This is a genomic window from Streptomyces sp. NPDC085944 (assembly GCF_040686295.1).
GTDB lineage: Bacteria > Actinomycetota > Actinomycetes > Streptomycetales > Streptomycetaceae > Streptomyces > Streptomyces salinarius.
Window position 1 is genome coordinate 112,956 of record NZ_JBFBJX010000009.1, and the last position, 24,659, is coordinate 137,614.

15 protein-coding genes, 1 pseudogene and 1 riboswitch are annotated in these 24,659 nt (G+C 71.0%); of the genes and pseudogenes, 11 read left to right on the top strand and 5 right to left on the bottom strand.

The genetic code is table 11. The features are described 5' to 3' along the window. The first annotated feature begins 210 nt into the window (after positions 1-210). A complete protein-coding gene (locus tag AB0P07_RS19540) occupies positions 211-861 on the top strand; it encodes a TetR family transcriptional regulator (protein WP_365552475.1) in 651 nt (216 codons plus the stop codon). A gap of 10 nt (positions 862-871) precedes the next feature. On the opposite strand, the gene AB0P07_RS19545 is transcribed toward AB0P07_RS19540, so the two are convergent. Beyond that, positions 872-1,543: a phosphotransferase gene (locus AB0P07_RS19545; RefSeq protein WP_365552182.1), complete on the bottom strand. Its 672-nt coding sequence runs from the start codon at positions 1,541-1,543 to the stop codon at positions 872-874. A 99-nt stretch (positions 1,544-1,642) separates the two neighbouring features. Continuing rightward, a riboswitch (cobalamin riboswitch) is annotated at positions 1,643-1,730 on the top strand. A 127-nt stretch (positions 1,731-1,857) separates the two neighbouring features. On the opposite strand from AB0P07_RS19545, the gene AB0P07_RS19550 reads away from it, so the two are divergent. The 6 genes from AB0P07_RS19550 to AB0P07_RS19575 all read left to right on the top strand — a co-directional run bounded on the left by AB0P07_RS19550 (position 1,858) and on the right by AB0P07_RS19575 (position 8,204). Further along, the gene (locus AB0P07_RS19550) at positions 1,858-3,114 is read left to right on the top strand and encodes a prenyltransferase/squalene oxidase repeat-containing protein (RefSeq protein ID WP_365552184.1); all 1,257 of its coding nucleotides are present in this window, start codon (positions 1,858-1,860) and stop codon (positions 3,112-3,114) included. After that, on the top strand, positions 3,111-3,767 hold the full coding sequence (locus tag AB0P07_RS19555; RefSeq protein WP_365552186.1) for an SCO2322 family protein: 657 nt from the start codon (positions 3,111-3,113) through the stop codon (positions 3,765-3,767). The genes AB0P07_RS19550 and AB0P07_RS19555 overlap by 4 nt, the downstream gene beginning before the upstream one ends. A gap of 28 nt (positions 3,768-3,795) precedes the next feature. After that, positions 3,796-5,004: an energy-coupling factor transporter transmembrane component T gene (locus tag AB0P07_RS19560; RefSeq protein ID WP_365552187.1), complete on the top strand. Its 1,209-nt coding sequence runs from the start codon at positions 3,796-3,798 to the stop codon at positions 5,002-5,004. Continuing rightward, positions 5,001-6,698, top strand: coding sequence for an ATP-binding cassette domain-containing protein (locus AB0P07_RS19565; RefSeq protein WP_365552189.1), 1,698 nt, complete (start codon positions 5,001-5,003; stop codon positions 6,696-6,698). The genes AB0P07_RS19560 and AB0P07_RS19565 overlap by 4 nt, the downstream gene beginning before the upstream one ends. Then, positions 6,695-7,546 (top strand): ECF transporter S component, encoded by an 852-nt coding sequence (locus AB0P07_RS19570; protein WP_365552191.1) that lies wholly within the window; start codon positions 6,695-6,697, stop codon positions 7,544-7,546. The genes AB0P07_RS19565 and AB0P07_RS19570 overlap by 4 nt, the downstream gene beginning before the upstream one ends. A gap of 244 nt (positions 7,547-7,790) precedes the next feature. Further along, positions 7,791-8,204 carry a transglycosylase SLT domain-containing protein gene (locus AB0P07_RS19575; protein ID WP_365552193.1) on the top strand — a complete coding sequence of 138 codons (414 nt, stop codon included), beginning with the start codon at positions 7,791-7,793 and terminating at the stop codon, positions 8,202-8,204. Positions 8,205-8,344: 140 nt separating this feature from the next. Here the strand turns inward: AB0P07_RS19575 and AB0P07_RS19580 are convergent, their stop codons facing one another. From AB0P07_RS19580 to AB0P07_RS19590, 3 genes and pseudogenes are all read right to left on the bottom strand, one after another. After that, positions 8,345-8,785 (bottom strand): hypothetical protein, encoded by a 441-nt coding sequence (locus AB0P07_RS19580; protein WP_365552194.1) that lies wholly within the window; start codon positions 8,783-8,785, stop codon positions 8,345-8,347. Positions 8,786-8,954: 169 nt separating this feature from the next. Further along, positions 8,955-15,941, bottom strand: a complete 6,987-nt coding sequence (locus AB0P07_RS19585; RefSeq protein ID WP_365552196.1) for a polymorphic toxin-type HINT domain-containing protein — start codon at positions 15,939-15,941, stop codon at positions 8,955-8,957. Positions 15,942-16,076: 135 nt separating this feature from the next. Beyond that, positions 16,077-19,799 (bottom strand): annotated as a pseudogene (locus tag AB0P07_RS19590) (LamG domain-containing protein). A 310-nt stretch (positions 19,800-20,109) separates the two neighbouring features. Here AB0P07_RS19590 and AB0P07_RS19595 point away from each other — a divergent pair. Further along, positions 20,110-20,889, top strand: a complete 780-nt coding sequence (locus AB0P07_RS19595; RefSeq protein WP_365552198.1) for a GntR family transcriptional regulator — start codon at positions 20,110-20,112, stop codon at positions 20,887-20,889. A gap of 2 nt (positions 20,890-20,891) precedes the next feature. Then, on the top strand, positions 20,892-22,202 hold the full coding sequence (locus AB0P07_RS19600) for an MFS transporter (protein ID WP_365552200.1): 1,311 nt from the start codon (positions 20,892-20,894) through the stop codon (positions 22,200-22,202). Here AB0P07_RS19600 and AB0P07_RS19605 read toward each other — a convergent pair. Continuing rightward, positions 22,120-23,121 (bottom strand): DJ-1/PfpI family protein, encoded by a 1,002-nt coding sequence (locus AB0P07_RS19605; protein WP_365552202.1) that lies wholly within the window; start codon positions 23,119-23,121, stop codon positions 22,120-22,122. The genes AB0P07_RS19600 and AB0P07_RS19605 overlap by 83 nt on opposite strands. A 146-nt stretch (positions 23,122-23,267) precedes the next feature. On the opposite strand from AB0P07_RS19605, the gene AB0P07_RS19610 reads away from it, so the two are divergent. Both AB0P07_RS19610 and AB0P07_RS19615 read left to right on the top strand, forming a co-directional pair. Then, positions 23,268-23,858 (top strand): cysteine hydrolase family protein, encoded by a 591-nt coding sequence (locus tag AB0P07_RS19610; protein WP_365552204.1) that lies wholly within the window; start codon positions 23,268-23,270, stop codon positions 23,856-23,858. Continuing rightward, positions 23,858-24,580: a cysteine hydrolase family protein gene (locus AB0P07_RS19615; RefSeq protein ID WP_365552206.1), complete on the top strand. Its 723-nt coding sequence runs from the start codon at positions 23,858-23,860 to the stop codon at positions 24,578-24,580. Before AB0P07_RS19610 ends, AB0P07_RS19615 begins: the two co-directional genes overlap by 1 nt. Positions 24,581-24,659: the final 79 nt, after the last annotated feature.

Below are 24,659 nucleotides of genomic sequence, written 5' to 3' on the forward strand. Positions count from 1 at the left end.
GTCGGGAGGTTAATCTGGAACAAGTTACAGACTTGATCGTCAGAGGCTCCGAATCTACCGGCAGGTAGCCGGGCTGTGACGAGTGGATCAGGTGATTCGCGCCACGGCGGGATCACGGCGGACCACGGGCGGATCACGGCCGATCGCGCCGGAAGCGGGCGAGAGGGGGAGAAGGTGACCGAGGCGGACGACCCGGCGACGGAGACGGAGCTGCCGGACGGCCCGGCCCACCGTGCCGCCGCCCCGCCCCTCACCGAGCGGCAGCGGGAGCGCCGCGGCCGCATCCTGCACGCGACGGCGCAACTGGCCTGCCGGGGCGGCTTCGAGGCGGTCCAGATGCGCGAGGTCGCGGAGACCTCGCAGGTCGCCCTCGGCACCCTGTACCGCTACTTCCCCTCCAAGGTCCACCTGCTCGTCGCCACGATGCACGACCAGTTGGAGCGGCTGCACGCCACCCTGCGCAAGAGCCCGCCCACCGGCGAGACGGCGGCGGACCGGGTGGCCCAGACCCTGATGCGCGCCTTCGGCGCCCTGCAGCGCGAACCCCGGCTGGCCGAGGCGATGGCCCGCGCCCTGACCTTCGCCGACCGCAGCGTCTCCCCGGAGGTCGACCAGGTCTCCCGGCAGACCACTGCGATCATCCTGGACGCGATGGGCGGCCTGGACAACCCGACCCCGGAGCAGTTGTCGGCGGTCCGCGTCGTCGAACACACCTGGCTCTCCACCCTGATCACCTGGCTCGCCGGCCGCACCTCCCTCGCCCAGGTGCGCGTCGACATCGAAACGGTCTGCCGCCTGATCGCCCTGACGGAACCCGGAACGGCCACGACCGGCCCCGGAGAGGGAACGCCGCGCCCCTGAGGGCCGCCGTTCAGCGCAGGTGGGAGCGGATCAGCTCTTCGGCCGCGGGCAGTACGGCCACCTCGTCCCGGCTCATGGTCGGGTTGGCCGCGCGTCGCCGCAGCGCCTCGGCGAGCCCCTCCGGAGTGAGGGCGGACGGGTCGGCGAGCAGCGCGGCCAGCATGACCCCGGCGGGCTCGCCCATCGGGCCGCCACCGGCCGCCACCTGGGCAAGGATCACCGCGGACGTGCCCCAGTCCAGCCCGGGTGCGCCCTCCTCGGCGTTGGACCAGTCGATCACCCGGGGCCCGTCGGTGGTGTGGATCACGTTGTCCGGGTGCAGGTCGAGGTGGAGGACGCGCGCACCCGGCTCGGTGGAGCGGTACGCGGGCACCTCGTGCAACTGCCGCAGCAACCGGGCGAGCGTGCCGCCCGCGTCCGGGGGCGTCAACGCCCCGTCCAGGCAGGCCCGCAGCATCGTCGGCCCGGACAGCCGCTCCATGATCAGGTCCGTACGCGGCGCGTCGGGGCCGCCGGGCCGCACCCGCGGCACCGGGTAACCGTGCACCCGCACGTGTTCCATCAACGCGCCCTCGGCCACCGCGTCCCCGATGCCCTCCCGGTCGCGCCGCAGCACCCACCCCGCACCGGCCTCGTAGACGTCGGCCGTACGGCCCGCCCCGATCAGTCTCCCCATCCCCATGCCCGGAAGGTATCCCCCTGGCCGCCTCTCCCGCCCGGCCGCCCCTCGGCCCGGACTGCGCGGGCGGGTAAAGTGGCGGCGTCGTCATCACCCGTACGGGGGGAAGCCGGTGCAATTCCGGCGCTGACCCGCAACCGTGAACCGTCCGAGGCCCCCTGGGGCTCGCGGGCGGTGAGCCGGACTGCCCCGTGCGGATGTGACCGGCTCACGTGCCCGGCGCCCGCCGGTGCACGGGCACCGTCGAGGCATACGGGCCGAGCCGCCGGGGGTGCCCCGTGCTGCCGGGCCCGCACAGGGAAAGGCACCCGCCGATCATGAACGTCCGCCGTCGCAGCAGCGCCGCGGCTCTGGCCGCCATAGCCGTGCTCGGCGCCGCCACCGCGCCCGCGGTCGCCGCCGGTCCGTCGCCGTCCGCCTCCGCGCCCCCGTCCACGCCGCCTGGGCTGTACGGGACCACCGACCCCCAGTACGACGGCGTCTGGCGCCAGTCCCTCGCGCTGCTCGCGCAGGACACGGCGGGCGTCGTCCCGTCGTCGAAGGCCGTGAAGTGGCTCACGGACCAGCAGTGCGCCAACGGCGCCTTCGCCCCCTTCCGCGCCGACCCGGCGGGGGCCTGCGACGCCAAGACCATGGTCGACAGCAACAACACCGCCGCCGCCGTCCAGGCCCTGTGGGCCGTCGGCGGACACGGCGACGTCGTCGAGGACGCCCTCGGCTGGCTGAAGTCCGTGCAGAACGAGGACGGCGGCTGGGGCTACAGCCCCGGCACCCCCAGCGACGCCAACTCCACCTCCGTCGTCATCGGCGCCCTCACGGCCGCGGAGACCGACCCCGAGGACGTGGAGAAGGGCGGCAAGTCCCCCTACGACGCCCTGCTGACGTTCGCCCTGCCCTGCGCGAAGGACAAGGGCGCGGGCGCCTTCGCCTTCCAGCCCGACAAGGACGGCAAGCTGCTCCCCAACGCGGACGCGACCGCCGCCGGTGTCCTCGGCTCGCTCGGCAAGGGCCTGGTCACCGAGGCCGGGTCCGGGGCGAAGTCCAAGGCGGCCACCTGCTCCGACGCGGACCGGCCGACCCGTGAGCGGGCCGCCGCCAACGGCGCCGCGTACCTCGCCGACGCGCTCGCCGAGGACGGCCACCTCGTCTCCGCCCTCGGCGGCTCCGCCGACCAGCCCGACTACGGCAACACCGCCGACGCCGTCGTCGCCCTCGCCGCGCAGGGCGGCGCCGACCGGGCCGCCGAGCCGCTGGCCTGGCTGGAGAAGAACGCCGCCACGTGGGCCGCGGAGAGCGGCCCGGCCGCCTACGCCCAGCTGATCTTCGCCGCCCACGCCACGGGCACCGACCCCCGCGACTTCGGCGGCACGGACCTGGTGGCAAAGCTGAACGCCACCGGACCGGCTCCGCAGGGCACGGCGGCCAAGGACACGGCCACCGCGAGCGACGAGGAGAAGGCGGAGAAGGACGACGACTCCCCCTTCGGCGTCTGGTGGTTCGTCGGCGTCTGCCTCGTCTTCGGCATCGGCATCGGCTTCCTGCTGAGCAACCGCAACAAGAAGCAGCAGCCGTGACCCCCCGCCGCCTCGTCCTGCTCTTCCTGGCCGCGTTCCTCCTGATCGGGACCGCGGGCCAGGCGCAGGCCGCCGGGTACCGGTACTGGTCCTTCTGGGACCGCGACGGCGGCACGTGGGTCTACGCCACCCAGGGCCCGTCCACGACCCGCCCCTCCGACGGCGACGTCCAGGGCTTCCGCTTCGCGGTGAGCGAGAACTCGGGCGACGCGGCCCAGCCGCGCGGTACGGCGGACTTCGCGTCGATCTGCGCCAAGACACCGGCCGAGGAGGGCCGCAAGCGGGTGGCCCTGGTCCTCGACTTCGGCACGGCCCCCGACGCCCCCTCCGGCGAGACCCCGCCCGCCCCGCGCACGGCCTGCGCCCAGGTCTCCCCCGACGCGACGACGGCCGACGCCCTGGCCGCCGTCGCCGGCCCGCTCCGCTACAACACCAACGCCCTGCTGTGCGCGATCGCGGGCTACCCGAAGTCGGGCTGCGGGGAGCAGGTGTCGCAGGAGGACTCCAGCGTCTCGGCCGCCCCGAAGGCCGCGGAGGACGAGGGCGACGACGACGGCCCGTCGATCGGCCTCTACGCGGGCATCGCCGTCGTGGCAGCCCTGGCCGCCGCGGCAACCTGGCAGTCAAGGCGGCGCAGGAATGCAGGCCGTTAATGCTGCGGGCAGTCGTGCCGCCGGGGCGATGGGGGTCCCCCCGCGCGAGCGAAGCCGAGCGTGGGGGAGGGTGGGCGCTGGGGGTGCCCCCTCTGGGGGAGGCACCCTGTCAGCGCCGGCAAGCGCCCCCACCCCCCTCCGCCACCGCCGGGAGTCCCTGCACCCCGGCGCCTGGTGGCTCTGGGCCCTGGCCCTCGGCACCGCCGCCACCCGCACCACCAACCCCCTCCTCCTCGCCCTCCTCGTCACGGTCTCCGCCTACGTCGTCATCACCCGCCGCCCCCACGCCCCCTGGTCCCGCTCCTACGGCGCCTTCGTCAAACTCGCCCTCACCGTCCTCCTGATCCGCCTCCTCTTCACCACCCTGCTCGGCTCCCCCGTCCCCGGCACCCACACCCTCGTCACCCTCCCCGAAGTCCCCCTCCCCGACTGGGCGCAAGGCGTCCGCCTCGGCGGCCGGGTCACCGCGGAGGGCCTCGCCTTCGCGCTGTACGACGCGATGAAGCTGGCCACCCTCCTCGTCTGCGTCGGCGCCGCGAACGCCCTCGCCAACCCCTCCCGGCTCCTCAAGTCCCTTCCCGGCGCCCTGTACGAGATGGGCGTGGCCGTCGTCGTGGCCCTCACCTTCGCGCCGAACCTCATCGCCGACGTACAGCGCCTGCGTGCCGCCCGCCGTCTGCGCGGCCGCCACGACAAGGGCGTACGCGGCCTGCTCCAGGTGGGACTCCCCGTCCTGGAGGGCGCCCTGGAACGCTCCGTCGCCCTCGCCGCCGCGATGGACGCCCGTGGCTACGGCCGTACCGCCCAGGTCCCGGCCCCCGTACGCCGTACCACCACCGCCCTCACCCTCGGCGGCCTGCTCGGCATCTGTGCCGGGACGTACGGGCTGCTGACCGCCGCGGGCGGCACGTACGGCATCCCCGTGCTCCTGGCCGGCGTCGCCGCCGCGTTCGGGGGCCTGTGGCTCGGCGGACGGCGGACGGTCCGCACCCGCTACCGCCCGGACCGCTGGGACGCCCGCGCCTGGCTGGTCACCGCCTCCGGCGTGGCGGTCGCCGCGCTCCTGTTCCTCGCCGCCGCCCGCGACCCGGCGGCGCTGCACCCGGGCGTGGTCCCGCTGACCGCGCCCACCCTTCCCCTCTGGCCGGCGGCGGCCGTACTCCTCGGCCTGCTCCCGGCGTTCGTCGCCCCAGCCCCCGATCCCGCCCCGAAGACCGCCGTGAAGGAGCCGTCGTGATCCGCTTCGAGGACGTGTCGGTCACCTACGACGGCGCGAGCGAACCCACCGTCCGCGGCGTGGACTTCGAGGTCCCGGAGGGCGAACTCGTCCTGCTCGCCGGGCCTTCCGGCGTCGGCAAGTCCACCGTCCTCGGCGCGGTCGGCGGCCTCGTCCCGCACTTCACCGGCGGCACCCTGCGCGGCCGGGTCACCGTGGCCGGACGCGACACCCGCACCCACAAGCCGCGCGAACTCGCCGACGTGGTCGGCACGGTCGGCCAGGACCCGCTGTCCCACTTCGTGACGGACACCGTCGAGGACGAACTGGCCTACGGCATGGAGTCCCTCGGCCTCGCCCCGGACGTGATGCGCCGCCGCGTCGAGGAGACCCTCGACCTGCTGGGCCTGTCCGACCTCCGCTCCCGCCCCATCGCCACGCTCTCCGGCGGCCAGCAGCAGCGGGTCGCCATCGGCTCGGTCCTCACCCCGCACCCCGACGTCCTGGTCCTGGACGAGCCGACCTCCGCCCTGGACCCCGCCGCCGCCGAAGAGGTCCTGGCGGTCCTCCAGCGCCTGGTCCACGACCTCGGTACGACGGTCCTGATGGCCGAGCACCGCCTGGAGCGGGTCATCCAGTACGCCGACCAGGTCGTCCTGCTCCCGGCCCCCGGCGAGGCACCGCTCGTCGGCGCCCCGGCGGAGGTGATGGCCGTCTCCCCGGTGTACCCGCCGGTGGTGGACCTGGGCAGGCTGGCGGGCTGGTCCCCGCTGCCGCTGACGATCCGGGACGCCCGCCGCCGGGCGTCGGAGCTGCGCGACCGGCTGGCCGGCCGCGAGATCCCGGACCACACTCCGCCGCCGACGGCAGCCGCGCTCCTGGAGCCCCCCGCCCTCCGGCCCGCCCCCGCCCGCCGTTGGCGCCGCCGCCGGACGCCCCCGCAGGCCCCCGCCGCCCCCACCCCGTACGCCGCCGAGGTCCGTTCCCTCGCCGTGCGCCGCGACCGCGTCGAGGCCCTGCGCCACGTCGACCTGACCGTCTCCCCCGGCGAGACGGTCGCCCTGATGGGCCGCAACGGCGCCGGAAAGTCCACGCTGCTCTCCGCGCTGGTCGGCCTCGTCGAACCGTCCGCCGGTTCGGTCCGCACCGGCGACGCCGTACCGCACCGCACGGTCCCGCGTGACCTCGTACGCCGGGTCGGCCTGGTCCCGCAGGAGCCGCGCGACCTGCTGTACGCCGACACGGTCGCCGCCGAGTGCGCGGCCGCCGACCGGGACGCGGACGCGACTCCCGGCACCTGCCGCGCCCTCCTCACCGACCTGCTCCCCGGCGTCGCGGACGACACCCACCCCCGGGACCTGTCGGAGGGCCAGCGCCTGACCCTCGCGCTGTCCGTGGTCCTGACCGCCCGCCCGCCGCTCCTCCTCCTGGACGAGCCGACGCGCGGCCTGGACTACGCGGCGAAGGCCCGCCTGGCCGGCATCCTGCGCGCCCTGGCCGCCGAGGGCCACGCGATCGTGCTGGCCACGCACGACGTGGAACTGGCCGCCGAGCTGGCCCACCGGGTCGTGCTGCTCGCCGAGGGCGAGGTGATCGCCGACGGCCCGGCGGCGGACGTGGTGGTGGCCTCCCCGTCCTACGCCCCACAGGTCGCCAAGGTGCTGGCGCCGCGGAAGTGGCTCACCGTGGCCCAGGTACGGGAGGCCCTGTCGTGACCGGCGGCCCCCCTCCCCAGCGCCAGGCCCGCGCCGTGCGCCTCGGCCCCCGTTCGGTCGCCGCCCTGGTGCTGGTGAGCGCGGTGGGCGTGGCGGGCTTCGGCTGGCCCTTCCTGGCCCCGCCGGACGCCTCGCTGAACGCGCACGCGCAGGACGCGCCCTGGCTGTTCGCGGGCGTGCTGGTGCTGCTGGTGGCGGTGGTGGCGGCGACGATCTCGGAGTCGGGCCTCGGCCCGAAGGCCGTGGCGATGCTCGGCGTACTGGCGGCGGCGGGTGCGGCCCTGCGCCCCATCGGCGCGGGGACGGCCGGCCTGGAGCCGATGTTCTTCCTCATGGTGCTCAGCGGCCGCGTCCTCGGTCCGGGCTTCGGCTTCGTGCTCGGCTCGGTCACGATGTTCGCGTCCGCGCTGCTCACGGGCGGGGTGGGGCCGTGGATGCCGTTCCAGATGCTGGCGATGGGCTGGTTCACGATGGGCGCCGGCCTGCTGCCGGGCCCCGACCGCCTGCGTGGCCGCGCGGAGCTGCTGATGCTGGCGGCGTACGGCTTCCTGGCGGCCTTCGCCTACGGCACGGTGATGAACCTCGCGGGCTGGACCTTCATGAACACCCTCGCCTCGAACATCGCCTTCGACCCGGACGCGTCGCTCCCCGCCAACCTGGCCCACTTCCTCGCCTACTGCCTGGCCACGTCGCTCGGCTGGGACGGGGGCCGCGCGGCCATGACGGTCGTCCTGACCCTCGCCCTCGGCACCCCGCTCCTGAAGGCGCTGCGCCGGGCGACCCGCAGGGCGGCCTTCGAGACGCCGGTCACGTTCGAGAAGGGCGACGAGGTGAGCCGCCCCACGTGAGCCGCTTCACCTACGAAGCGGGGTCGTAGGCGACGGCCGGTCGGCGTACCCGCCGTGCCGACCCCGGACCGGCGGGCGCCCGCTCCGTCTACGACCACGCTTAGCAAAAGGGACGATTGCGGACGACCGGCCCGCCTGCTTCTCTGAACCGGTCGCCAGGCGCCGACGCCCTCCCGGGCAGCGGCGCCGACGCATGCCGGGCCGGTGTGCGCCGACGCCCCTGTCCCCGAAGAAAGGCCCTCCGTTGACCGCCGCTTCCCTCCTCCGTTCCGCCGCCACCCCGAAGAAGGCCCTCGCAGGTGCCGCCCTGGCCGCGGCCACCTGCGGCTCGCTGATCGCCGCCGGGCCCGCCCAGGCCGCGACGCCGGCCTCCTCGGCGCAGGCGACCGCGAAGAAGATGATCGGTGACTCGGCCGAGTTCCAGTGCTTCTCGAAGATCGTCGACCACGAGAGCGACTGGAACATCCACGCCACCAACGCCTCCAGCGGCGCCTACGGCCTGGTCCAGGCCCTGCCGGGCTCGAAGATGGCCTCGGCGGGCGACGACTGGAAGACCAACGCGGCGACCCAGATCGAGTGGGGCCTGGACTACATGAAGGACCGCTACGGCAGCGCCTGCGACGCCTGGAGCTTCTGGCAGGCCAACGGCTGGTACTGACCCGGCCCTCACCCCGCTCCCCCGTTCCGAAGGCGGCGGCCCCCTGATCCCCGGGACCGCCGCCTTCGCGTGTCCGGCTCCGTTGAAGGAGGCCCATGCCTCAAGAGCCGGAAGAGCGATCAGACCGCCGCGCCATATCCTTATGAGGCAACCGAGGAGAAGGTGACGATCGGGCCATCCTCTGTCTCCGCCACCCGGACATCGAAATCCCGTTCAGGGAAACTCGCAGACAAAGAAGCTCTCCAAGAATCAGCGATACAGGCCGCAATAAATTCTAGCGCCCCTTGATCCTCATCGCCCGACTCGGCAATTTGCCAGACTCTCACCTGGTTCAATGTCGCCTCAATTCTGGGAATCTCACCAGCGAGGTTTTCATACCAGAGACGAAAATTTGACTCTTCGTAGACACGATCCCACAGCACACACCCCTCCACCTCCACAAAGCGAGGCCAGAGAATCCGAGAGAATGCCGCCAGCACAGCCAGATCTCCATTGAATTTCACAAAGTCGACGTAATCAACGCCTCCTCCCCACTCATCCACCCAGGACTTGATACTGGGGAACTCTGTCGGATCGTCCACGATATCCCCTCGGTCAATCCCGACGAGTGCCGACTCCTCGATCCACTTACGCGATCGCGAGCACTCACTGAGACTGGGTGCCCACCGTTTCAGGCGGGCACCCAGCCCAGCCACCTAATCTACCTTCGACCACCTGGCTGTTTTTTGCGGAGAGTCCAACGACCAACGCTCACCGACAGCCACACAACTCCTCTTCAGGACGCAGCGGACGTGGCATTTTCGCCCAGTTGTAGAACACTTGCCCCGTCTTCGGGTTGACATGTTTCTTCATGTCAAGAATATGCGGAGCCGGTATGCCGGCATGCGGGGCAGAGGCGGGATCCAAGTCTGCGCGCTGGGAGATTACACCGTCCTGATCGTACCTGGCATATGCAGTGACCGTCCCGTCCTCCTTCTGGCGGAACAGTATCTCTCCAGGGTCGGCAGTTTTGGGGAAGCGACCGCTCACCTGTCGTGCGCCGGAAAGACTTACCCCGGTCTTGCAGTTGTGAACCAGAACCGGGGTAGCTTCCGCCAACACATAGTACGTGTGCAGATCGGCAACGGTGAGGTTGTACATGTCGGCCGAGCCGGGCCGGCTCCTGACCTCGGCGATCGAGACATGGGCGTCCGTGGCCGTGTTGAGCAAGTGGCCTGCCTGCAGGTCGGCGGCGCGGACCCAGGCGTGGAGGGTGTCGTCCCAGAAGGGGTGACGAGAGGTCGCCTGAATCGTCGACGTTTCGCCGTCGGCGGTGCGTACGGTGACGTCCACCAGGTCGTTGTCGCGGTGCACGATGAGCGCCGTGACCGTTCTCGAGCCCTCGCGGTCACCGGTTCGAGGGTTACCGGTGGCGACCTTGTCGCCCTCCTCGATCTCTCCGATGGGCTTGGTCTCGCCCGACTCCAGTAGAACCGGCGTGGCGGGATCGAAACTGCAGGCATCTCTGAGCAGCAGCGCTACGGCGCTCTCCTCGGCTTCCGAGGCGACAGAACGTGATGCACCCCGGGCGGACAGGGACTTGCCGACAGATCCGAAGGCCATGGTGGCCACGGTGATGACGTCGGAGACGATTGCTTCACCGCAGTCGCCTCGACCCGTGATGCAGTGCCAGGTGGCTTTCACGCCCCACGGGTCGTTCGCGCTGCTGTGCGGGTCGGTCAGCACGCCGGCGCGTGCCGCCGTGTCACAGAAGCCCTGGACCTGGGGGGCCCGGTTGTAGCACTTGCGGTCCGCCCACTTGGTCAGCATCTGGTTGTAGGTAGCGGACTCGGGATAGCCGCCGGCGAGCCCCATGGCACGGAATTCCTTCTCCGAAGGAATTCGGATCCCGTCGACGACGGGCTGACCGTCACTCGCGTACGTCGTCGCCGTGGTGTTGGTCCCGCCCGTACCGGCCGTCCCGCTGCCGCTGTCGGCGACTGAGTGCTGGTCGCTGATGCCGCCGTTCCCCCCGGGCCCGCACTCGTCCCAGCCTCCGTCGCAGTCGGCGAGCCTGGTGCCGGTGGGGTCAGACAGGGTGGTGGGGTTGTTCGCGGCGTAGCTGTAGCCGTTGAGTGTCTGTGCCTTGTCGGCTTCGAGCAAGGGGTCGACGCTGATGAACTGACCGATGCCCGGGTCGTATTCACGGGCGCCGACGTGGATGAGACCGGTGTTGGTGTCCCGGGTCTTGCCGAGGAAGCCCTTGTCGTCGGGCCAGGGCCCGTACAGCGTCTTTCCCCGGTCCTCGCCGAAGGGCGTGCTGTAGCGCTTGCTGAGCTGCTGGTCGGCCCGGTCGACGCTCAGGTTCGAGGTGCCGTGGTGGTCGCTGACGAGAAAAGTGACCTTCTCCGTGCCGGTCTGGTTGGAGCGCATGGCCGCGGTGAGGTCACCGGCCGCGTAGTAGCGCTGTGCCCAGGCGGTGCCGTTGGCGCGGAGGTGCAGTTCCGTCGCGCCGGCGTAAAGGACGCGTTCTCCGTCCTCGGTGGCACGGATGAGGAGGGCGCCGTCGGCGCCGTAGACGTAGTCGGTGGACTGGTCGTCCTCGGTGAGGCGGGTGAGCCTGCCCTCCTCGGACCAGCTCAGGTTCTGCCGGGTGTCCGCGGCAACGCCCGGACGTGCCGTGGTGTTGCCGAGGGTGTCGTAGGTGTAGGTGCGCTCGGGGGCGGCGCAGTCGGTCTTGGTGGTGGTACCGGTCAGCGTGTGGGGCTGGTCCGTGTTGGTGTAGCAGTAGGTGGTCTTGCTCGCCGTGCCGTCGGTGTGCTCGGTCTCCGCGGTGCGCTGGCCGGCGTCGTTGTAGGTGTAGCTGGTCCAGTACGGGGCCGGTCCCGAGAGCGAGCCGGCGCTGGGGGCGTCGGCACACTTCTGGGAGGCGGGGGTCCAGGCATCGGTCAGACGCCGGTGGGCGTCGTAGGTGAAGCACTGGATCTCGGCGCTGCTGATGCCACCGAGGGTGGTGGGGTCGGCGATGGAGGTGACATTGCCGGCCTGGTCGTAGCTGTAGTGCAGGTCCTGCAACTGGTAGGAGTGGCTGTTGTCCTGGGTGTAGCTGCGGGTCAGGCGCCCCGTGCCCGGCTCGAAGGTGTTGGCCACGTAGACGCTGTCGTCACCGGTGCCAAGCGTCAGCATCTGCGGCTCGGCCAGGGCCGAGTAGTCGATGTCGGTCAGGTAGGTGCCGAGGCCGGTGAGGTTGCCCAGGGCGTTGTAGTCGTAGCCGACGGTTTCGGTGGCAAGACCGCCGAGCGCGGGGTCTTTGGTCTGCTTCAGCGTGCCGTCGATGTTGTAGTGGGACTCGAACGCGAGCGTCGCGGGCTGGCCGGCCTTGACGAACGGGTCGCTGTCCGGCAGCCGCAGCTCGGTACCGCTGGGACGGCCCATGGTGTCGTAGGCCGTGACCGCCTGCGTGTAGGCGGCGCCCGTCTTGCCGCCGACGTAGCGGGTGGCGTCGGTGAGCTGGCCCTTGAGGAGGGTGTCGTAGGTGTACCCGGTGAGCTGGTTGGCGTCCGTCTTGGAGCCGGCCCAGGTGCCGGTGGGGCGGCCCAGCTCGTCGTAGGCGCTCAGGACCGACTTCCCGCGGGAGTCGGTGGCCTTGACGATCTGGTCGAGTGCGCTGTATTCGGTGCTCGTCCGGCCCTTGTCCGGGTCGTCGGCGCTGGTCTGGCGACCGAACAGGTCGTAGCCGTAGGACCATTTCGCGCCGTCGGGACCGGTGATCGTCTTCTGCTTGCCGCCGGCGGTGTAGGTGAACTTCGTCGATGTGTAGGAGGCGCCGGGGCCGGTGCCGAAGTCCGCGTCGGCCGGGCTCTCACCGGCGTAGTCGCGGGTTTCGACCGTAAGACCTCGGACATCGGTGATCGTGCGCCGCGCAGAACCGCCGTCGAGAGCGGTCGTGGCCGTGGAGTCACCGGTGTAGCTCGCGGTCGTGGCCCATTTCTTCACGCCGCCGACGTACAAGGTGCTGGTGGTCGGGCGGCCTGCACCGTCGAACACGACCTCCGTCTGGGTGGGGGCGCGACCGTACTCGGCACGCGTGTAGGTGCCGTTGGGCGCACTGGCGCTGTCGAACATGTCGGCGAACGTCTCGTACGCCAGCCCGCGGGTGTCGTAGTGCGTGTCCGTCAGCAACCGGCCGCCCTGCGGTGTCGGCGCCTGCTTCTGCAGGGGGCGCAGCAGGGAGTCGTACAGGGTGTAACTGGTGCTGTAGCTTCCGTCGTTGGCGAGGGTGGCGGTGGACACCCAGGACGGTTTGGCCTTGTCGATGTGGTAGGTGAACTTGACGTTCGCGCTCTGGCTGGCGCTGGAGCGGTTGGGCAACCACACCTCGGTCAGCCGGCCGAGTGCGTCGTAGCGCTGCTCGGTCTTCTTGAGGTTGATGTCGTAGCTGCGCTCCACCTGCCCACGGCGCGGATCGAGGAAGTTGACCGCTCGATAGCCCTTGGGGTCCGTCGAGGTGGTCCTGGTCAGGGGCCCCGCGTCGGCGGGCGTGTAGGCGGTGGAAGCCTTGTGCCCCGCGGTGTCCGTGACGGTGAGGGATCGGCCCAGGGCGTCGTACGTCGTGGTGGTGACGGTCTGCCAGCCCGACGGCAGGCGCTCTCCGTCACTGCCGGCCGTCGCGGAGTAGCCGGTGGCACGGCCGGTCCAGGTGGCCTCGCCCTTGGTGGGCTTCTGTGTGGCCTGCCAGGTCGTGGCGCCGGCGTTGTCGTAGACGGTCGCGGTGTCGGCCAGGACGTCACCGGCGGTGGTGCTGGTCGCGGGCAGGCTCAGCGCGGTCTCGGTGACCGAACACTGCTTGGCCACGGTGCGGGTGCGGGAGACCAGGCTCGTGATGCCGAGATCCGCATTGCGGGCGTACCAGGTACGCGTACAGGTCTCGTCACCGCCGAGACCGGCCTGGCCGAAGTCGTCGGCGGCGTAGACCATGCCGAGGTCGTCGTACTTCTGGCCGGTGACGTGGGTGCGCCAGGTCTTCGTACCGGTGAGGTAGGTGCTGGTGTAGGTCGAGGAGTTACGGACCCACAGAGCGGTGTGGTCGGCGGCGTCCGGAACGCTCTGGGTGGCGGTGTTCCTGTAGGTGTAGTTCTTGAAGACGCTGCTGATGGGCTGGCTGCCGTTGTAGGTGACCTGCTGGCGCAGCGCACCCTTGTACCGGTCGCTGTCGTACGGCGCGGAGAAGTCGATGTCCGTGTCCATCAGCGGGGGCACGGTGACGGATTTGGTGGAGCCGTCCTTCTTCTTGTCGCCGTGCATGCCCTGCATGTACAGCGAGACGGTCTTGGACCGAGTCTCGCCGACCCTGCCGGTGTAGGCGGTGACCTGGCGGTAGCCGCGCCAGTCCGACCAGGTCCGCTCGTCCTTGGGCGTGAACGGGTCGTCGTTGTAGTGCCAGGCGGCACCACTGTAGGAGTAGGCGTACTCCACCGCGGGGTTGATGGCCTGCGCGTCATGTACCCCGACCGCAGTCACCCGGTACTTGTGGAACCAGTCGATCGCCGCGTCCTCGGACCCGTTGATGTGCCAGAACTGCGGATAGCACGATCGTGTGTTGGAGTCCGGGGCCGCGTTCAGGACCTCGCTGCGCACGCACTCCGGGGACGACAGCGTCACCTCCGTGATCCCGCCGGTCTCCGAGGTGATGGTGGAGATCCGCGGGCGGGTCAGCGGCAGGATGTCGTCGGTGGCGTCGACCCGGTTGGGCCGCATCTGGTAGGTGAAGGAGACCGGGTCGACGGTGATGCCGGTGTCGCCGGCCTTCGCCGTGCGCTTGAGCGCGGTAAGGGTCAGCACCTGGTCGGAGCTGTCGCCGATGTCGCCGCCGTCGAGGTACGTCTGCGACAGGTCCCAGGAGTCCACGGGGTCGTAGGCATTGCTGGCGGCGTTGTAGGAGGAGGTGTCGATGCCCGTGAGGCGCTTGCGGGTGAAGAAGGACGGGCCGGCCGCGTCACACTCCTCGTCGTCCTTGGCGCAGATCGCGTCGAACGGCACGTCCGGCCAGTTGTCCGCGGTGTCCTTGGTCAGGCTGCCGCAGTCCGAGAGGGTGCAGCGCTCGGCGTAGGTGAAGGTGACCTTGGCGTCCGGTTTGTCGGTGAACAGGGCGCCCTTGCGCAGGCCGTACTCGATGCGGTCGAGGTGCCCACCACGGACATAGGACTCGCTGGCCTTGGTCGCCTTGTTCTTCTTGTAGTAGTTCGACTCCGCGGTGTACCAGTAGGTCGCCGCATTGCCGTGGGTGTCCTCGACGTAGTCGAGGTTCCAGCGCCAGGCCTGGCCCAGGTCGCGGTCGGCGAAGGCGTCACCACCGCCGTAGCCGGGCTCACCGGAATCGTCGCCGAAGACCGGCACCGTCCACGTCGAGTTCGTCCGCTGATCGGCAGCACCGTCGAGCTTGTTCCGGCCGAACACGTACTTGGTGCCGTCACCCGTGACGACGGTCCAGTACTCGCCGTTGTCGTCACCGTTGTCCGCACCGGTCGACCGGGTCACCTTCGAGGCATCGTCGTTCGCCAGCCGCCAGACGCCGCTGTCGTCGTCCTTGACCAGTTGGGTCGACTTGCCGTTCAGGACCAGTGTCGCGTTGTCGTACTTCCAGCACTGGTCGAAGACGTCGTCGTGACCGTCCTCGTCGCACGAGCCGTAGGCGCGGGTGATGTAGGACTCGGTGAGGGAGAAGCCCTCGCCGACCGACGTGGTCTGGTTGTTCGTCGTCGCCGTGCGGCCGTCCACGCTGCCCGAGTCGTACGACAACCACAGCGGCGGCACGGGTCCCGCCGCGGCCGGCGGCATCGTGAAGTCGTAGGACCACGTGAACGAGCCCGAGCTGCTCCCGGCCTGCCAGGACGAGGACTCCGCCAGCTTCGTCGCCGAGTAGTCACCGGCGCCCTTGGGCGACTGCCCCGAACCCGCGGACGTGGCCGTGACCGCCAGCACCGTCGCCCCGGAGGACGCGGTACTGCCCGCTTCCCCCGACAACTGGGTCGAGGGACCGCCCGAGGCCTCCCCCAGGGAGACCTTCGCCGAGACCGTCTGGTCGCCGAGGTCGTTGGCCGAGGAGGCAAGCGGCGTCTGCTTGCGGCACTCCTCCTTCTCCGGAGTCGTCAGCGCGCACGCCGGCAGCCGCACCAGACGCAGCCGTTGCGACCAGCCGCCGCCGATCGCCGAGGCGAAGCCGCCGTAGTCCACGCGCACGTTCGCCGTGCCGGCGCCTTCTGCCTCGGCCGTCAGCAGCACGCCCGTGACGCCTGCCCTGCGGGCCGCCTTCTGGTCCATGACCGTGACCCGGGCCTCGCCCGACGCCGCATCCGACGCCTTCGATCCGGCCACCGGGCTCAGCGTCACCGGGACACCGGCCGGCTTGCCCGTGCCGTCCGCCTTCGGCTTCAGTGGCACCGTCGCCGTGCCCCCGCCCGGCCAGTCCGCCTTGCGTTCGGCCGTCGCCCGCTTCGCCTGCTCCGCGTTGGCCTTCCGTTCCTCGGCGGCCTTCGCCCGCGCCTTCTTCGCACCGGCCGTGTCGAACGGCTTCACCTTGGTCACCAGGGACTCGGGCACGTCGGGACGGCCCAGCCCGTCCTGCTCCACCGCCTGCGCCACCTGCGCCAGCCCCGTGGGCACGATCAACGCCAGTGCCAATGACTGCGCCAACAATCGCCCCGTGCGGTGCCGGGTCCCTCCACCCCATCTTCTTGAGGTGCCTATGCCAAATGCCATGGTTCTCGTCCCACCCAGTTCCTTGTGTGCAGAAGAAGGCCCGGACACCGTGGGCCCGTTCGGCGCGGCGTCCGCCCGCGCCGGGGGTGAGGACGGACGCCGCGACGACTGCCCTCACCCCCGGCTCACCGGTCGTCAGTCGGCGAGGGTCTCGTCGATCTGCTGTGCGGTCGCCATCGCGCCGGTCCACAGCCGTATGTCGGCGACCCGGGCGGGCAGGTGGTGCTGCCACGTCCCGTCCGTGCTGCCCTTGCCGACGGCGAGGTCGCCCGAGCCGGCCTTCGCCGTGAACGCCTGTGCGTCACCGTTGACGACGCTGCCGAGGTACAGACGAACCGTGCCGTCTCCGGTGTTGTAGACACCCGTCAGCCGGACCATGCCGTCCACCGCGGCGCTCTCCTCGGAGGCCACCCCGCTGAACGTGCCGTCGGCGTCGAACCGGCCGAAGTACCAGAAACCCTCCGGGACGGTCTTCTCCTCCAGCGTGTCCTCGTCCAGGACCGTGGCGCTGCCCGTCCGCTTGTACCACAGGCCCCACGCCGAGCCGTCCGCCGTGCGCTGTCCCACGACCTGGCCGGTGTAGCCGACCGGCTTGGCGAGAACCTTGTCGGCGTCCAGCGCCGCCAGCGCCGTCACCGTGAACGAACCCGTGTCGTCCACCACCGGGCCGGAGGCCGTGGCCGCGTCGTCCACTCCGTCGAGGACGATCGCCCCGCCGTCCAGCGCGGCCCCGCCGGCCAGGGTCAGCGACCTGCCATAGCCCGAGGAGGCGTCCGGGACCGTGGTGCCGCTGCCCCGCTCCGGCGACCAGTCCGCGACCAGTTCCACCGCAGCGTAGTTCGGCGAGTTCATGAGCCGGGTCGCATCAGCGATCTCTTCGTCCGTCAGTGCCCGCTGCCACACGGTTACCTCGTCGATCGAGCCTGCGAAGTAGTCGGTGTAGGTGTCCCGCCACAGCACGCGGCCGATCTGCAGACCGCCCTCTGCCGCCCATACTGCGGACACGGTGTCGCTGCCCTGCAGCCGGCCGTTCACATACAGCCGGATCTGCTTCTTGTCCGCGTCGTACACGGCCGCAAGATGCGTCCACACACCCTTTGCGGCGGGCTGGGTGGCCGTCACCTTCTGCTCGGTGATGTTGCCGTCGGCGGCGTCCTTGGGGGACGTACTCAGCGTCCAGGCCCCCTCGGCCTCGCGGTAGGTGAGGTAGAAGCCGCTGTAGAAGCTGCCGTTCTGGCCCAGTACCGTCTGGTTGTGTGTCACACCCGGCTTGAGCATGGCCCACGCGGAGACGGTGTAGGAGGCGCGGGTGTCCACCACGGCGGTGCTGGTGGCCGCGTAGCCGGTGGTGCCGTCCAGCGTCAGACCCTGGTCGGTGACGGGCGTCCCGAGCGCGTTGCCCTCGGCGTCATGGGTGATCAGGCCGCGGCGGCCGCGATCGTCCCGTGCTGCCTGACCGTTCAGGGCCGCGTCGTCACGGCCGTCCACGGTGGCGGAGTCGACCGCCGCTCCCGTGGCCTCGTCGAAGTGGTACTGGCCGACCGGGCCCGCACCGGAGTCCACCAGGAAGTCGGTCACGGACTGCTCGCCCCAGCCCAGCGTGTCCTTCGCCCGCACGTACACGCGCTGCAGGCCCCCGCGAGTGGGTGTGATCTTCGCCGTGGCGGTGGCGCCCGGCAGCTCGGCCGACCACTCCGCCTGCGAGGACACCTTGTACTGGTAGGAGACGTTCGTGTCACCGGACGCCGGCTTGAACGTCAGCGTCGCCACCTCACCGGGACCGCCGGAGGCCGCGCAGGCGTTCGTCGTGCACTCCGTGTAGGGAGAGGAGAGCGTCACCTGCGGGGCCTTGGGCCGGGTGGAGTCGACGCGGAAGTAGCAGAACCCGTCCGAGGCGGCGCTGCTCAGATGGCTGGAGCCGTAGTACGACCAGGTCCACGCGTGATACCGGTACAGCTTGCCGTCAGTCAGGGGCGACCACTTCAGGGACACCGCCCTGTCGTCGTCGACGTACCCGGTCGACGGGCCGAGGGAGCCGTTGCCCGGGTTGACGTCCGTCCAGGAGCCGTCGGCGTTCTTCACGTCAAGGTCGAAGTACACCCGCAGCTGGGCGGTGTCGTCGTTGCCGCCCGCCTTGGTCTGCGCGGTGGCCTTCAGCGTGGGCGCCGGGTACGAGACGATCGACGCGTCGGCCTCACGCTTGTCGCACACCGGGGCGGTACTGCTCCCACCGCCCTGGATGCCGACGGCGGACGGCTTGTCCGGCAGACCCACGTACTTCACGGCCAGGACCGCGTCGTTCTTGAACCGCTTCCACGCCGAGGTGTCGCCCTCGTCGTGCGCCCGGACCTCCAGGGTCAGCCGGGAGAACTTGCCCGCCGCGAAGCTCGCCACGGTCGGGGTCAGGTTCTCGTTGCTCTCCTCCGGGTTGTCGTTGAACTCGATCGGCGCGTCCGGCGAGTCCGGGTCGCACAGCGAGCCACGCCCGGCAGACACGTACCGGTCGACCATCCAGTCCAGCTCCTTGGGCCGCGACGACCAGGTCGTGGACGAGGAGATGTTGTTCGTACGAACCAGATCCACCCAGCGCGGATCACACTGGAACGCCCAGGGCTCCGTCACCCGGAACGTGGCGTCCAGGACCTTCTTGCCCCGCAGCTTCGACGGCGAGAACTCGAAGTACAGCTTCTGCACATAGCCCGGACCGCAGTAGTAACCACTCCAGGAACCGCACTTGCCCGCGCCCTTGCCCCGGTCGTCGTCCCCGTTGCCCCAGCCGTAGGACTCGTAGCCGTCACTGCGCAGCAGGGTGCGCTCCGACTCGCCCCACGTCACCGTCGGGTCGATGAACACCGGGAAGGCGTCCGCGGCCGTCTCGGCCAGCATGTCCGCGTCCGGGACGACCGACAGCCTGCCCTTGCCCACCTCGACGTCCATCTGGGCCACGGTGTCGCCCTGACCCGGCTCCAGACCGGAACCGGACGGCGCGGCCTCCGCCGGGTCCGCCGGCTCACCCGTCGGTCCGTCCTCGCCCACCGCCTGCGACACCCGCGCCGACGACGTCGACGGTGTGGACCCGGTCGGTGACGGCTTCGACTGCTGCTGGGCCCCGCCGGCATCCGCCGCCCGGCCCGCCGAGTCCCACATCCGCGCTGGAGGCGCCCGGAACACCGTGGCACCGTTGCCGTCGACCGCCGCGAGCGCACCCGACGCGCCCTCACGCACCGACAGGCCTTCGGTGTCCAGACCGAACGTGAGCTTCTTCAGCTCCTCACTCGCCGCCGCCTCGGGCGTCCTGACCACCAGCACTTGCTGGAAACTCTCGGACGTCGCCGTCACCTTCAGGTCGACACCCGGCAGCACCTCCCCCTACACCGCACTCGAACCCTCGAGCCGCGGAGCAGGCAGCCCACCCGGCCAGTCCAGGGCCAGCGAACGGCCCTCGTCCTCGATCCGAGCCAGCGGAGCGTCGTCTCCGCCGCCGGAGAACGCCATCTCCACCGCGGCGCCCTTCGGACCGACCGAACCGTCCGCCCGCTTCACCAGCGTCGCGTCCGGCGCCTGCCAGCCACCCCCCGACGCCCGCACGCGCACCGGAACCGCCGACTCCTCCAACGTGAACGTGGCACCGTCCGGGTTGGCGAAGACCGTCGTCCGCTCGGTCCGCTCTCCCGTCACCTCTACGCGCTCACCGGACTCCCGTGCCGCGTCAAGAGCCCTCTGCCCCTCCGACGCCGACGCAGCCAGCGCCTCCTCGTCGGCCGCGTACGCCACCGGTCCCGGGACCACCGCGGCGATCACCGCCGCACACACCACCGCGACCAAGCCCGACGCCCCGCCCCGCAATCGATTCCACATTCCCGACGCACCCCACCCACTACGTTCACAAGATTTACCAGAAGCAACTAATGCCTCAACGAAACGGCACGTCAACGGGTTGAAAAAGGACAACGCCTCGTCAAGTTCCGGAAGTACACGTGAGGAACGCGACGTTTACCGACGGTTGTATCGACGGGGATCAAGCTTTGATCTCGTTTCCGACGCCGGAAGGTGAACACCGACCGCAGCTGCAGGTGGCTCCGCCGGGCTTGCTGCTGCATCAGCTTTCGGGCCGTGCAGTAGCTTTCCGGCATCCCCGAAACGACCGGAAGCGACCGGAGGTCCACCCATGCCCCGTCAGGCGCCCTACCTCGCACTGGCCGACGTGCTGCGGACGCGGGTTCTCGCCGGAGAGTGGGAGACCGGGGAGCGGCTGCCGTCGCGGGCGCGGCTCGCCGAGGAGTACGGGGTCGGGCGCAACGTCGTGCAGCGGGCCGTGGACCTGCTGGTCGTCGACGGGCTCCTCGAAGGGCGTGCGGGCTCGGGCACGTACGTCCGCAGCCCCCGTGAGCGCCTGCGTCTGGTCCGCTCGCGGCACCGGGAACGGACGGGCGGGCGCCCTCGCGGCGCCGACGCCCGGGAACGGGGCGGGGCCGACTCCTGGGACGCGGAGAGCCGGGCGGGCGTCCCCGCGCCGGAGGCCATCGCGGAGCGGCTGGGCATCGCGCCCGGCGACCCCTGTGTCACCACGCGGTACGAGTTCCTGGCCGGTGGGCAACCGGTCCAGCTCTCCGAGTCCTGGGAGCCCCTGGCCCTCACCAAGGGGACCCCGGTCGCGCTGCCCGAGGCCGGGCCCCTGGCCGGCCAGGGGGTGGTCGAGCGGATGCGTTCCCTCGGGATCGTCGTCGACACGGTCGTCGAGGTGCCGCGCCCGGCCCGCGCCACCCGGGAGCAGGCGAACCTGCTCGGCGTCGGCCCGGGGGACCTCGTCCTCCTGATCGAGCGGACCATGTACGACACCGTGCGCCGCCCCGTGGAGACGGCGGACATGGTCGTCCCGGACCGGTACCGGGAGGTGGTCTACGAGTTCGGGGTGGAGCGCCCCGCCCGCACCACCGCCGGGCGATAGGCATGCCCAGGTCCCCCCGGCTCGGGCTCCTCGACGACCCGGACTTCGGGCGCCTCTTCGCCGCCACCGCCCTCGGGCAGCTGGGCGACCGGATCGTCTTCCTGACCCTGCCGCTGGTGGCGATCGCGACCCTGCACGCCGACGAGTTCCAGGTCGGGCTGCTGACCGCGACGACCACGGCGGGCTCGCTGCTGGTCGGGCTGCCGGCCGGGGCGTGGGTCGACCGCATGCGGAAGAGGTCCGTACTGATCGGCACCGACCTCCTGCGCGCGGCGGCCCTCCTGACGGTCCCGCTCGCCTGGTGGGCCGGCCTGCTCGACATCCGGCTGCTGTACGCCGTCGCGCTGCTGCACGGGGTGCTGACCGTGTTCTTCGACGTCGCCCACGTCAGCTACCTGCCGCACCTGGTGGGACGCGGGAACCTCGTGCAGGGCAACGCGAAGCTCTCGGCGGTCCGCTCGGTGACCGGCATCGGCGGCCCGGCGGTGGCGGGCCCGCTGGTCGGCCTGGTGGGAGCCCCGGCCACGCTCCTGGCCGGTTCGGCCGGTATGACCCTGTCCGGTCTCCTCGCGGCCACGATCCGCAGGCGGGAGGAGCAGCCGAAGAAGATGTCGGAGCAGCCCCGCCTCGGGACGGAGATCATGGAGGGGCTGCGCTTCGTCCTGCACCGTCCCGCCCTGCGCGCGATCATGTTCTCGGACGCGCTGTTCAACCTCTCCCTGGTCATGTACCAGACGATGCTGCTGGTCTTCCTGGAGCGCACCATGGACTTGGGGCCCCTCGGCATCGGACTCGTCCTGTCGGGCATGGGGTGCGGCGCCCTGCTGGGCGCGTCGACGGCCACCACGCTGGCGCGGCGGGTCGGACAGCGCCCGGTCATCTGGCTGGCCACGCTGGTCACTTGCCCCCTGACCGTGCTCATGCCGCTGGCCCGCCCCGGCTGGACCCTGTACGCCGGTGCCGTCGGACTCGCCGCGCTCTCCCTGGGCGGCGTCGTCCGCGTGGTGGCCCAGTCGAGCCTCCAGCAGTCCCTCACCCCGGACCGGCTCCTGGGCCGGATGGCGGCGACGGCCCGGTTCGTCTCCTCGGGCGGTGTTCCGCTCGGCGGGCTCCTGGGCGGGGCGTCCGGTGCCGCGTTCGGCGCGACCGGGACCCTGTGGATCGGCGCGTCCGGGATGACGCTGAGCGCCGTCCCCACCCTCCTGTGGTGGCGTGCCGCGCGCGGCAGGCCTAGCTGTGGGTGTTCACGACCGTCCGGAAGCGGCGGCGGTACTCGGTCGGTGTCGTGTCCAGTCTGCGCCGGAAGGCCCTGACCAGGGTGTCGACGGTGCCGAAACCGCAGGCGGAGGCGACGCGCTCCAGGGTCGCGTCGGTGGATTCGAGCTGGTGGCGGGCCACTTCCACGCGGGACGACTCGATGTAGGCGTGCGGGGTCGTGCCGAGTTCGTTCTTGAAGATCCGGGTGAGCTGCCGGTCGCTGACGTGGGCGTGGGCGGCGAGGTCGGCGACGGTCAGCGGCTCGGCGATGTTGCGCATGATGTGGTGGCGCAGATCCTCGATGCGGCGCGTCACGGAGACCTGCTCCAGGGGGACGCTGAACTGGCTCTGCCCGCTCGGCCGCTTCAGGTACATCACGAGCTGCCGGGCGACGCGCAGCGCCACGGCCTCCCCGAGATCGTCGGCGATCAGGGCGAGGGAAAGGTCGAGGCAGGCGCTGATCCCGGCGCCGGTCCAGACATCGCCCTCGCGGATGAAGATCGGGTCGGCGTCGACCTCGACCTCCGGATGCTCGGCTGCCAGCTGCTGCGCCGTCGACCAGTGGGTGGTGGCGCGTTTGCCGTCGAGGAGTCCGGCCGCGGCGAGGATGTGGGCGCCGACGCAGACGGAGGTGACCCGTCGGGTCCGCTCGGCCAGTCGCCTCACCCGGTCCACCACGCCGGGGTCGGTGCGCGGATGGACGCCGCGCTGACCGTCGACCTCCACCGCGCCGGGCACGATCAGGGTGTCGATGCTCCGCTCGGACAGGTCGTCGAAGGTGACGTCGGGCAGGATCCGGACCCCCGCGCCGGTGGTGACCGGGTCCAGGGTCTCCGCGGCGAGGACGACGTCGTAGCCCGCCGCCTCGTGCGTCTCCCGTCGCGCGAGGGAGAACACCTCCGGCGGTCCGGTGACGTCGAGCAGGTCCACGTCCTCGAAGAGAACGATGACGATCAGTCGGCTGACGGTTTGCAAGGAACTCTCCACGCTCGGCAACACCGGTGTCGGTTTCTGCATGCTAGACGACATTGCCGACACCGCCGGAGATCCGTAGCGTCGTGGGCGCAGGTCACCGCGCTGGTGAACTGCCCTCCCCGAACAGCAACTTGAGGCGGTTTCCCATGCCCAGAACGACCCTGCGCCAGCTCAACGGATTCGACGACGCCCCCGCGAAGCTCGCCGGCTCGACCCTGGTCCTGATCGACTACCAGAACACCTACACGACCGGCGTCATGGAGCTGGACGGCTGGCAGGACGCGCTCGACTCCGGTGCCCGACTGCTGGCACGGGCCCGCCAGGAGGGCGCGAAGGTCGTCCACGTCGTCAACGACGGCGGCGAGGGCACCCCTTACGACATCCGCGCCGAGATCGGCTCGATCCACCCAAGCGTCGCGCCGCTCGACGGTGAGCCCGTCGTCGTCAAGAAGGTGCCGAACGCGTTCGTCGGCACGGACCTCGACCAGCACGTCGACGCCGCCGGCAACACCGACCTCGTCCTCGCCGGCTTCATGACGCACATGTGCGTGGCGTTCACCGCCCAGGGCGCCTTCCTGCGCGGCAACCGCCCCACGGTCGTCGCCGACGCCTGCGCCACCCGCGCGCTGCCGGTCGCGGGCACCGAGCTGGACGCCCGCCAAGTGCACCACAGCGCCCTCGCCACCATCGCCGACCTGTACGGGGTCGTTGTCCCGTCGCAGAAGGAGATCTCCTGATGAAGCCGCTCCGTCCCGCCGTCGCGCTCGCCGTCTCCGTCGTCCTCTCGGTCACCGCCACCGCGTGCGGCGGTGACTCCGAGGCCGCCGCCGCCAAGGACGAGCCGTCGGCCTCCGCCACCACCGCGACGAACGTCGCGAAGGACACGACGACGCTGCGTGAGCTCAACAAGCTCGGCGAGACCCCGGCGACTCTCTCCGACGCGACGCTCATCCTCGTCGACTACCAGAACACCTACACGGAAGGTGTGATGGAACTCGACGGCTGGGAGCCGGCGGTGAACAGCGCCGAAGCGCTGCTGAAGCGGGCACGAAAGGCCGGCACCCCGGTCATCCACATCGTCGACAAGGGTTACGACCTGAAGTCGAAGGCGGGCCAGATCATTCCGGCACTCAAGCCGGTCAAGGGCGAGCCCGTCGTCGAGAAGAGCGTCCCGAACGCGTTCCACGGCACAAATCTCGCCGAGCAGGTCAAGAAGGCCGGCAACAAGAACGTCATCGTCGCGGGGTTCATGACGAACATGTGCACCCTGTTCACCGCTCAGGGCGCGTTCCTCAACGGCAACGCTCCGACCGTGGTCGCCGACGCCTCCGCGACCCGGCCACTGCCCCTGAAGGGCAACCCGAACGGCATCCCGGCACAGCAGGTCCACGAGGCGGCTCTCGCCACGGTCCAGGATCTCTACGGAGTCGTCGTGCCGTCGCAGAAGTCCCTGACCTGAGCCTCCCACCACCCCCACCCTGAAGTCCCCCCACCCTGACTCCCCCCACGCTGTCACCCCCCACATCGCCAAACGGCAC

What these genes read in the sequence shown, in the direction of transcription:
- AB0P07_RS19545 (WP_365552182.1), bottom strand. Translation starts at nt 1,543, where the DNA reads ATGGGGATGGGGAGACTGATCGGGGCGGGCCGTACGGCCGACGTCTAC.
- AB0P07_RS19550 (WP_365552184.1), top strand. Translation starts at nt 1,858, where the DNA reads ATGAACGTCCGCCGTCGCAGCAGCGCCGCGGCTCTGGCCGCCATAGCC.
- AB0P07_RS19560 (WP_365552187.1), top strand. Translation starts at nt 3,796, where the DNA reads ATGGGGGTCCCCCCGCGCGAGCGAAGCCGAGCGTGGGGGAGGGTGGGC.
- AB0P07_RS19585 (WP_365552196.1), bottom strand. Translation starts at nt 15,941, where the DNA reads ATGGCATTTGGCATAGGCACCTCAAGAAGATGGGGTGGAGGGACCCGG.
- AB0P07_RS19595 (WP_365552198.1), top strand. Translation starts at nt 20,110, where the DNA reads ATGCCCCGTCAGGCGCCCTACCTCGCACTGGCCGACGTGCTGCGGACG.
- AB0P07_RS19600 (WP_365552200.1), top strand. Translation starts at nt 20,892, where the DNA reads ATGCCCAGGTCCCCCCGGCTCGGGCTCCTCGACGACCCGGACTTCGGG.
- AB0P07_RS19610 (WP_365552204.1), top strand. Translation starts at nt 23,268, where the DNA reads ATGCCCAGAACGACCCTGCGCCAGCTCAACGGATTCGACGACGCCCCC.
- AB0P07_RS19615 (WP_365552206.1), top strand. Translation starts at nt 23,858, where the DNA reads ATGAAGCCGCTCCGTCCCGCCGTCGCGCTCGCCGTCTCCGTCGTCCTC.